This is a genomic window from Accumulibacter sp. (assembly GCF_023806625.1).
Taxonomy (GTDB): Bacteria; Pseudomonadota; Gammaproteobacteria; order Burkholderiales; family Rhodocyclaceae; genus Accumulibacter.
Map to the genome: position 1 here is coordinate 1 of NZ_JAMTDX010000107.1, position 8,651 is coordinate 8,651.

Sequence of the window (8,651 nt, forward strand, 5' to 3'; positions counted from 1 at the left end):
CATCATCATCAAACCGACCGACAGAATTTACAGCAAATTTTGGACTTGACTCGCGGGCGTGGGGGCTCTTGAGGTCCAGGTTGTAGATGGGCCAGTACAGGGCATCGCCCTCGGCCTGGGCCGCCTTGACGGCCTGCTCGTGAGCCTGCTGTTCGGCCTTGAGCGCACGCAACCTGTCCTGCAGCGCGGCCTTGTCGCCGTTTGCCGCGGTCTGTGCGGCCTGTTCCAGTTCTCGAATCGGCTTGCCCAGCGAGAGCGCCGCATTTCGCTCGGCTTCGGCTCGCTGCCAGTGCGGCGTGGCGGCCTCCACGGCGGCAGCGCGCCTGGCGGCAAAGTCGACCTTCCAGGCTTGCGGACCTTCCTCGCGGGCGTTCCACCAGGCCAGGGCCGGCGCGAACTCCTCGAACTGCAGCGGCGCGGTCTTGCTGTACTTCTTGCGCCCTTCGGGCAAGGGCAGCTCGTAGTACCAGATGGTGTCGGTCTGGCCGCCGCGCTCGAAGAACAGCAGGTTGGCCGGGATGTCGGTGTAGGGCGCGAACACGCCCTGCGGCAGACGGACGATGGTGTGCAGGCGGAACTCCTTGAGCAGTTCCTCCTTGATAACGGCGCTGATGCCGTCGCCGAACAAGGTGCCGTTCGGCACGACCACTGCCGCACGGCCGCCGCGCGCAGCGGGTTTGCCGCCGGGTACCGGCGCGCCCGCCACGCGCAGCTTGCGCATGATGTACTGCAGGAAGAGCAGCGCGGTCTCCGCCGTCTGCATGTTGGGCGGGAAGTTGGCCTTGATGCCAACCTCTTCCTCGCCGCCGAAGGGCGGGTTGGTGAGGATCACGTCCACGCGTTCGCTGTGGCCGATCTCGTTGACGCGGCGGTCCAGCGTGTTGCCGTAGGCGATCTTCGGGGCTTCCAGGCCGTGCAGCAGCAGGTTCATCTGCGCCAGCATGTAGGGCAGCGGCTTGGCTTCCTGGCCGTAGAGCGTGTCGCGCTGCAGGATGCGGCGTTGCTCGGGCGTGGTCACCTGCGGGGCCAGGTGGTCGTAGGCCTCCACCAGGAATCCGCCGGTGCCGCAGGCGGGGTCGAGCACGGTTTCGCCCAGGCGCGGGTCGGTCACCTGCACCATGAAGCGCACCACCGGGCGCGGGGTGTAGAACTCGCCGGCATCGCCAGCGGCGTCGCGCATCTCGCGCAGCATCGATTCGTACAGGTGCGAGAGGGTGTGGATCTCCTCGCTGCTGCTGAAGTGGATGCCGTTGATCTTGTTGACGATGTCGCGCAGCAGGTAGCCGCTGACCATGCGGTTCTGCACGCCCTTGAACACGTTGGCGATGACTTCGCGCTGGCTGCCCTTCTCGCCGCTGCCGGCCAGGGCGCGCAGGTAGGCGAACAGCCCCGCGCCCCGTGAGCCGTCGGCGCGGTGAGTCTCGTCCTGGTTGATGAAGGCCAGCAGTTCGTCGCCGGTCAGGCCGTCCTCGCGCGCGGCCCAGTCGCGCCAGCGGTACGGCGCTTCGATGATCGGCTGGTAGCGCTGGCCGTCGAGTTCGGCCTCCTGCTCGTGGACGGCTTCGAGGTCGTCGAGGAACTTGAGGAACATCACCCAGGTGAGCAGCGGCAGGCGATCCACGTCGCCGTTGAGTCCCTTGTCCTTGCGCAGGATCTGGCGGGCGGTGCCGATCAGCGCCGACAGGTTCTCGCGGGTGGTGAGTGGCGCCTTGGCCTTACGCGCGGCGCGGGGCTTCTTTTCGACGGGGGCGTCGGCGGTGGCCGCTGAACGTTCGGAACGGGGCATCGGTTCGGGTTCTCGCGGGTCTTGTCGTTATTGGTAGAGCGCGCTCTGCAGGCGGGAGACGGCGTCCTTCATCCCGCGCACGCCACCGAAGTGGCGGGTGGCGATCTCGGCCGGGCTGCCGTAGCGGTCGAAGGGCTGGACCTTCATCAGCTCCGACAGCGTGCTGAACTGCAGGATGCCGCGCTCGACGTAACGTTCGAGCAGCAGTGCCAGGAGCTCGCGCGCGGTGTCACCGTACTGGGCGAACAGGTCCTGCGCCCGGCGGCGGGCCGCTTCGGCGCGCTGGCGGCGCGTGAGCAGCGGCGCGTTCCAGGCCAGGTGGCACAGCAGGTCGAAGGGGTCGGCATCCGGCTGGTCACTGCTGGCGGCCAGCTCCTCGAAGCTGATGCCGCGCTCGGTCAGCTCGCGCAGCACCTCGCTGCGCGTATCGGGGTCGGCCCAGGCCGATTGCAGGGCCTCGCGGGTGGGGTACAGGGTGCGCACGGAGCGGCCGGAATACTCGGTGTACTTCACCACCTGCAGCTTCTTGCCGTCGGTATCCAGGTCGTACACCAGGTGTCCGATCACCTCGACTTCGCCACCGTCGATGTAAAACTTGCGCGGCTCGGGTGGTGGCACGTTGATGGCCAGGCCGCCGGCATCAGGGCCGATCTGCTCTTCCGGCACCTCGTACTCGACTGGCTGGGCTTCGGGTGGCCCATCAGGCGACGTCGGGGGCTCGGTCTCCGTGATGCCGACCTGTTCGCCGGACTCGTCGACCGTCACTTCCTCGATCAGCGCGGGCTCACCATCGAAGTCCGGATCGGCGAAGTGGCGGGTGGCCGTGCCGGTGAAGTCGATGATGTTGAAGTACTCCTTGCCGTAGTCGACCTTCAGCCGCGTGCCGCGCCCGACGATCTGCTTGAACTCGGCGCGCGAGTCGACGACGCGGGCCAGCACCACGTTCTTGACCATCTCGGCATCGACGCCGGTAGTCAGCAGCTGGGAGCTGGTGAGGATGACCGGCGCCGGCTTGTCGACGTCCTGGAAATGCGCCAGGTGGCTCAGGCCGATGGCGCCTTCGTCGGCAGTGACGCGGCAGACGTAGTCCGGGTACTGCTTCACCAGATTGCTGTTGAGGTTGAGCAGCTCCTGCCGCATCTCGGCGGCGTGCTCCTGGTCGACGCAGAACACCAGCGTCTTGGCGAAGCGGTCGGTGCCTTTGAGGAAATCGGTCAGATGCCGGGCCATCGCCCGGGTGCGGGCGCGCAGGGCCACGATCCGCTCGAAGTCCTTGGTCTGGTACTCCTCGTCGGGAACCTTTCGTCCGTAGCGATCGAGTTCATCCTTGCTCGGTCGCCAGCCCGCCGCATCCACCGTGGTGATCACGCGATGGATACGGTATGGTGCGAGGAAACCGTCCTCGATGCCCTGGCGCAGGCTGTAGGTGTAGACCGGATTGCCGAAGTACTCGTAGCTGTCACGTGACTCCTCGCGCATCGGAGTCGCCGTTATGCCGAACTGCACAGCAGGGGTGAAGTAGTCCAGCACGGCGCGCCACGCGCTCTCGTCTCGGCTGGAGCCGCGATGGCATTCGTCGATGATGATCAGATCGAAGAAGTTCGGCCGGTACTGTCGGAAAACATCTTCGTTGGCGGTGGTCAACGACTGGTAGATGCCGAAGTACATGTCCCGGCTCTTGCTCACGTGGCCACCGATGATCTTGTGCCGGGCCTCGCCGAAGGACGCGAACATCCTGGCCATCGGGTCGTCGACCAGGATGTTGCGGTCGGCCAGGAACAGGATCTTCGGGCGACGGTATTCGCGGGTACGGTTCCAGCGGCTGTTCCACAGCTTCCAGCAGATCTGGAACGCGACGCAGGTCTTGCCGGTTCCGGTGGCCAGGGTGGCGAGGATGCGCTTCTGTCCGAGCAGGATCGCTTCGATCACACGATGAATGGCGATCTGCTGGTAGTAGCGCGGCACCTTGCCCGACACCAGGTTGAACGGCTCCAGCAGGTGTGACGCGGCTTCCTCGGGGATCTGCGCCGCGGCGGTCAGGCGGGCGAACAGCTCGTCGGGTGTGGCGTAGCGGTCGACCTCGCGCTCGGTGCCGGCGGTGTAGTCGATCTCGATGATGCGGTGGCCGTTGGTGGCGTAGGCAAACTTGAGCCCGAGGATCTCCGCGTACTCGCGGGCCTGCTGCACGCCGGTCTCGGCGGGCAGGCCGATCTCCTTGGCTTCGACGACGGCCAGGGGGTAGTCGCGGCGGTAGTACAGCAGGTAATCGGCGCGCTTCTGCTTGCCGCGACGTACCCTCCCGCCCGCGACGATGATCCGGCCATTGGTGAAGCTGCGCTGTTCACCGATGACGTGGGGCGCCGCCCCCCATCCCGACTCGACCAGTCGGGGCGTGACGAACTCTCGGCAGGTGTCTGCTTCGGTGATCACGCCATCGCGCATGGCCGCCCCTTCAATGTCGCATTGAGCCGAAAGAACATCCTCAGCTTCACCTCCACCGCGGTGAGACTGACCTCCGCATGGCTACAGCTCAGCGCTGCAAGTTGTCGCGCGGCCAGCTTCATTGCGCATTCCCAGGAAGTTCAGTCGCGCCCATCCAAAAGCAGAGCAGCGGTGCGGGAATGCGCATGATCTGCGTGGCCGCCGTGGTCGCGCCCGCTGCCGATTCGGCTATGGACACCGACAAACCCTGCATCGGCCCGAAGTCGTCGAGCGACTTGGTGACCAGGTAGCCGCGCGCGATGCGCCTGGCCTGGCACAGCTCGATCAGGCCCTTGAGCTCCCGCGCGCCGGTGTGCTGGGCGCGGTACTTGACCTCGAAGGGGATCAGCTCGCCGCCCACTTCGGCGACGAGATCGACCTCGTGTTCGCGCTTGCCGCGCCAGTACGAGAAGCGCACGTTCTGCGCGTAGTAGCGGGCGAACAGGTGCTTGAACACGGCCGTCTCGGTGGCCACGCCCAGCGCTGCCGCATCCTCCAGGATGGCCTTGCCCTTGAGCATCACCGCCGGCGCGATGGCCGCATCGGCCAGGTAGATCTTGAAGCGCGCGCGCAGCACGTCCTTGCCGTAGCCGTAGGGCGCGAGACGGTAGATCAGGTGGGTGGCCTCGAGCAGCTCGATGAAGTGCTGCGCCGTGGGTCGCTTGACCTCCAGGTTGCTGCACAGGTCCACCATGTCCAGCAGGCCGCCGTCGTGCAGGCACAGGTAGAGGAAGGTGTGCTCCAGGTCCAGCACGCGGCGCACGCCGAACAGCGCGGTCATGTCGCGCTTGAGCACCTTGTCGATGATGTCCTCGCGCAGCAGGCGCTGCGCCTGCGTCACGCTGTCTACCTGCGCGGTCTGCGGAAAGCCGCCGCGAAGCAGGTACTCGTGGAAGTGGCCGACGTAGTCCCGACCCAGGTCGGTGGCGCGGTAGAAGTCCGCCGGCGTCCAGTCGAACAGGTCGCGCAGGCTGCGTAGCTTGGGCAGCTCCGGCAGTTGCAGACGCTTGATCTGCAGGTACTCGTAGAACGACAGCGTGGTCAGCCGGATCGTGTGCCAGCGGCCGACGCCGGATTCCTGGTCGGCCTCCACCAGCGGCATGGCCGAGCCGGTGAAGGCGATGCGCCGGTCCTTGCGGAAGTCGACCTGGTGCTTGACCCACGTCCCCCAGTCGCGGATGAACTGGGCCTCGTCGAGCAGCAGGATCTCCGGCCCCTCGGCGCGCGGCTCACGCTCCCGCCAGGCCTCGATGACGGCGTCGATGCCGGCCAGTTTCAGGATCGGATGGTCGAAGGTGGCATACAGGATGTTGGCGGCGGGCACGGAGGTAGCGAGCAGCGCATCCGCGGCCTGCAGCAGCAGCGTGGTCTTGCCGATCTGCCGCGCACCGGAGAGCATCACGGCCCGGGGCGCGGGCGGAGCGGTCAGCCAGGCGTGGAGTTCACGGAAGGCCGCGCGCCGCCACTTGGGCAGATCCGCAATGGCCTCGCCCCGCCACCAGGGGTTGAACTGGGCGAGAACCGCGACGAGTTCTTCCTTTGAGACCCTCATGGGTGAAATTGTACTTGCGGACTTCCTTTAGTTAAAGTGTATTTTACTTGAAAACCGACTCCAGGGTGATTTCGTCGTCGACGGGGCACTTGGCTTCCGGGCGCGACAGCGCGTGAATCGCTCGTAAGCCCGCGCCAGCATTCGGCTTCGGCGCATGGCCGTTGTCGGCGGCCCGAGGCTGCAAAGCGCCATCCCTGCAAAGCCCGGTTTGCACGCTGACGGTGGCGTTCTTCACGGTCGAGCAGCGTGCCGACCCGGTCGGCCGGCCGACGCTTGCCGATGCTGTGGGAGTGCTCCGGCAGTTCGTGCCGACGCTCGTAGACGCCGTTGCCGCGGGTCTTGGTGTATGGCTCGCCCTCGGTCGCTGCACGGGCGATGGTGGCCTTCAGCGCCGGCCGCAGGTCCACATCGGTCGCGCGCGTTCGCAGCACATCCTGGCTGCGATCCACCAGCAGGCCACGCGCGTCGCGCAGGAACGTGGTCACGCGCAGATTGGCGCGACCGTTGGCCTTGACCACGCCGCCCATCAGGACGCGGCCACGCTCGAAGGGTTCGCCCAGGGTCTTGCAGATCGTCTTGGCCTGTTTCTCCTTCGGGTTCCACAGTGCGCAGACGGAGCGCACGCCATCGAGCAGGCCGCCGGTGCCGCGAACCGCTTCCCGGGCCTGCTCCGGCGTTGACGCCTCACGCCTGGCGAAGCGGTGCGACACGATGACAGGCGCGCCGGTGCCGGCCGCCAGCGTTGCCAGACGGGAACAGACGAACTGCGCGTCGTCCGGCACGTTCAGGTCCAGCGCGCACAGGGGCTGCAGCGGATCGAGCACGACCAGGCGTCGGCCCGGCATCGCCTTGATCTGGCGCTCCAGGTCCGTCCACGCGGTGGGGTCGTCGCCGGTCCTCGCGTCGACCGGTCTGGTGCGCGCAGCGGCACAGCGCCGCCGGCATCGGGCGACGGCTTAGAGCCGATCCGGGATCGGGCCCAGCACGTTCAGCCGGTCTTGGGCCTCGATGGCTTCGTCCTCGGCCGTGACGTAGATCGCCACGCCGTGGCCCGCCAGCGTGCCGCCTGACCGCGTCGGTGCGTTGGCCCGGAGGCCATCGAAAGCGGCCGCCTCGCGGGCAGCAGCATGAAGGACTTCCCGAGACCACCCGCAGCGGCGGTCAGGGCAGCCTGCGCCATGGGGGAACACGCCCGCGACCAGCCACCTTCGAACCTGCGGCTCCCAGACCAAGCGGTCGGCAGCACGCCAGCGGGTGATGTCCAGTGGCTGCACGGCATCGGCGACCGGGCGCCGTCCACATCGGTCGGGCCCTCGGTCACGGCGACTGACGCATCAGATGGCTGGCAGCCCGTCCGCGCCGTGAATCCGCGACCGGGTGCGCCCGTGGCGATCAAGAAGCAGCTCGGGCGGGACCTCTGGATCAGCACCACCGTCCGCCCCGGCGGTCCGCGTTATCCGTCTGCCCAGCGGGCCTGAAGCATCAACACGCAGGAGCCTTCCGATGAACCTGATCTCCAAGATCAGGAAGTCCGCGCTCGCCGCAGCGATGGGCGTCCCGGCAGTATCGAAGCACCTCGCCGACGAAATCTGCGACCTGGAGGCGCTGGCCGCCATGCTCCAGCAGTTGCAGGCCCGCAATCAGCAGGACCAGCGCGCCATCGACGCCTTGATCGCCGCGCGCCGCATCGTCAACCGCTGGGACCCGAAGCCCGAGCCGGCGTCGGTCTGGTCGGTGCGTCGTGACCTGCTGGCTTCGATGGGCGACCAAGATCGACCGCCTGTCGCGCTGACTGGCCGACTTCGCGCGCATGGTCGATGTGTCGTGCTGCCGATGGGGTACCTGGCCAGCCTCTGGCGAGAGCTGTATCCGGCTGAGCAGTGTCGGCTCGCGAAGCCGTTGATCGAGCGCGTCGTCGTGGCCGACGGCAGTCTGGAGATCGTCTGGCGCGATCAGGGTTGGCAGGAACTGGCCGGTGAGTTGATGCCCGGCACCATCGGCGCCGAGCTTGAGGAGCTGGACGAAACCGGATGAAGGCACGTGTTCAGGCCACCGGCGCACCCGTTGCCCGCGAGCGCCGGGATGGCGGGCAAATCAAGCTGTCCACGTTCATCCCGTTGAAGATCAGGAAGCGCGGCGCCAGCAAGGTGGTGGTGCGGCCGGATGGCCAGATCGAAGCCGCGGGCAAGGTCACCACGCCACACGATCAGAGTTTGCTGGTGGCGCTGACGCGGACCTTCTACCGGCAGAAACCGCTCGACGACGGCGTGGTGTCCAGCGGCAGCGAGATTTCCCACCGCGACAAGCTTGCCGTAGTCGAAGCCTTCCAGCCGGTGCTGCGCGGCAAGGGGCTCCGGTGCCCGCAACGCCACTTCGCGTCCCAAGGCGCCTTACGAGCGAACAAGTCGCGCAAGCCGTCGTTGGCCTGGTCGGGGCGCTCCAGCAGATCCATCAGGGCCTGGTACTGGCTGCCCGAGACCATGAACAGGCGCTGATCGAGCAGGGTCTGCTCGGCAGCCAGGCAGGCGCTGTCGAGAATGAAGTCGGTCAGCGACTTGTGGGCCACCTCGGCGGCACGGCGCAGCACAGCCTCCTGTTCGGGCGTGGCGCGCAAGCCGAGACGGGCCGAACGGGCAGCAGGTGAGGATGCGATGGTTCCCATGGCGGCGCCTCTCTTGTTCGATCAAGTGACGCTGTGTTAATACAAGCGACGCACGCAGGCCTGTTCTCTGAGGCGACTGCTACCGCGGTTGACGGTGAACCGCCGGTCTTGAGTCGTCATGATTAGCCACAATGTTCAGCAAACCTGATCACGCGCTCTGGCCGAGGTCC

General features: G+C 67.0%; 7 protein-coding genes and 1 pseudogene. 2 read left to right on the forward strand and 6 right to left on the reverse strand.

Translation table 11 applies throughout. From position 1 onward, the window contains the following. From NFW05_RS17040 to NFW05_RS17060, 5 genes are all read right to left on the reverse strand, one after another. The coding region (locus NFW05_RS17040; protein WP_295309762.1) for a class I SAM-dependent DNA methyltransferase at positions 1–1,786 on the reverse strand (1,786 nt) is incomplete at its 3' end. A 27-nt stretch (positions 1,787–1,813) separates the two neighbouring features. Further along, positions 1,814–4,228, reverse strand: coding sequence for an EcoAI/FtnUII family type I restriction enzme subunit R (gene hsdR, locus NFW05_RS17045; RefSeq protein WP_295309764.1), 2,415 nt, complete (start codon positions 4,226–4,228; stop codon positions 1,814–1,816). 118 nt (positions 4,229–4,346) lie between these two features. Beyond that, on the reverse strand, positions 4,347–5,819 hold the full coding sequence (locus tag NFW05_RS17050) for an ATP-binding protein (protein WP_295309766.1): 1,473 nt from the start codon (positions 5,817–5,819) through the stop codon (positions 4,347–4,349). Continuing rightward, on the reverse strand, positions 5,816–6,664 hold the full coding sequence (locus tag NFW05_RS17055; RefSeq protein ID WP_366918273.1) for a hypothetical protein: 849 nt from the start codon (positions 6,662–6,664) through the stop codon (positions 5,816–5,818). The genes NFW05_RS17050 and NFW05_RS17055 overlap by 4 nt, the downstream gene beginning before the upstream one ends. 111 nt (positions 6,665–6,775) lie before the next feature. Further along, positions 6,776–7,093: a hypothetical protein gene (locus NFW05_RS17060; RefSeq protein ID WP_295309770.1), complete on the reverse strand. Its 318-nt coding sequence runs from the start codon at positions 7,091–7,093 to the stop codon at positions 6,776–6,778. A 274-nt stretch (positions 7,094–7,367) separates the two neighbouring features. Between NFW05_RS17060 and NFW05_RS17065 the strand changes: the two genes are divergently transcribed. Further along, complete coding sequence (locus NFW05_RS17065; protein WP_295309771.1) at positions 7,368–7,853, forward strand: hypothetical protein; 486 nt, start codon at positions 7,368–7,370, stop codon at positions 7,851–7,853. Further along, the gene (locus NFW05_RS17070; protein WP_295309773.1) at positions 7,850–8,314 is read left to right on the forward strand and encodes a hypothetical protein; all 465 of its coding nucleotides are present in this window, start codon (positions 7,850–7,852) and stop codon (positions 8,312–8,314) included. Before NFW05_RS17065 ends, NFW05_RS17070 begins: the two co-directional genes overlap by 4 nt. Here NFW05_RS17070 and NFW05_RS17075 read toward each other — a convergent pair. After that, a pseudogene (locus NFW05_RS17075) lies at positions 8,197–8,481 on the reverse strand (DUF1778 domain-containing protein); the annotation flags it as partial. The gene NFW05_RS17070 and the pseudogene NFW05_RS17075 sit on opposite strands and share 118 nt — an antisense overlap. Positions 8,482–8,651: the final 170 nt, after the last annotated feature.

Coding starts and splice junctions, on each gene's coding strand:
- hsdR (WP_295309764.1), bottom strand. CDS start 4,228: ATGCGCGATGGCGTGATCACCGAAGCAGACACCTGCCGAGAGTTCGTC.
- NFW05_RS17050 (WP_295309766.1), bottom strand. CDS start 5,819: ATGAGGGTCTCAAAGGAAGAACTCGTCGCGGTTCTCGCCCAGTTCAAC.
- NFW05_RS17070 (WP_295309773.1), top strand. CDS start 7,850: ATGAAGGCACGTGTTCAGGCCACCGGCGCACCCGTTGCCCGCGAGCGC.
- NFW05_RS17065 (WP_295309771.1), top strand. CDS start 7,368: ATGGGCGTCCCGGCAGTATCGAAGCACCTCGCCGACGAAATCTGCGAC.
- NFW05_RS17055 (WP_366918273.1), bottom strand. CDS start 6,664: ATGCCGGGCCGACGCCTGGTCGTGCTCGATCCGCTGCAGCCCCTGTGC.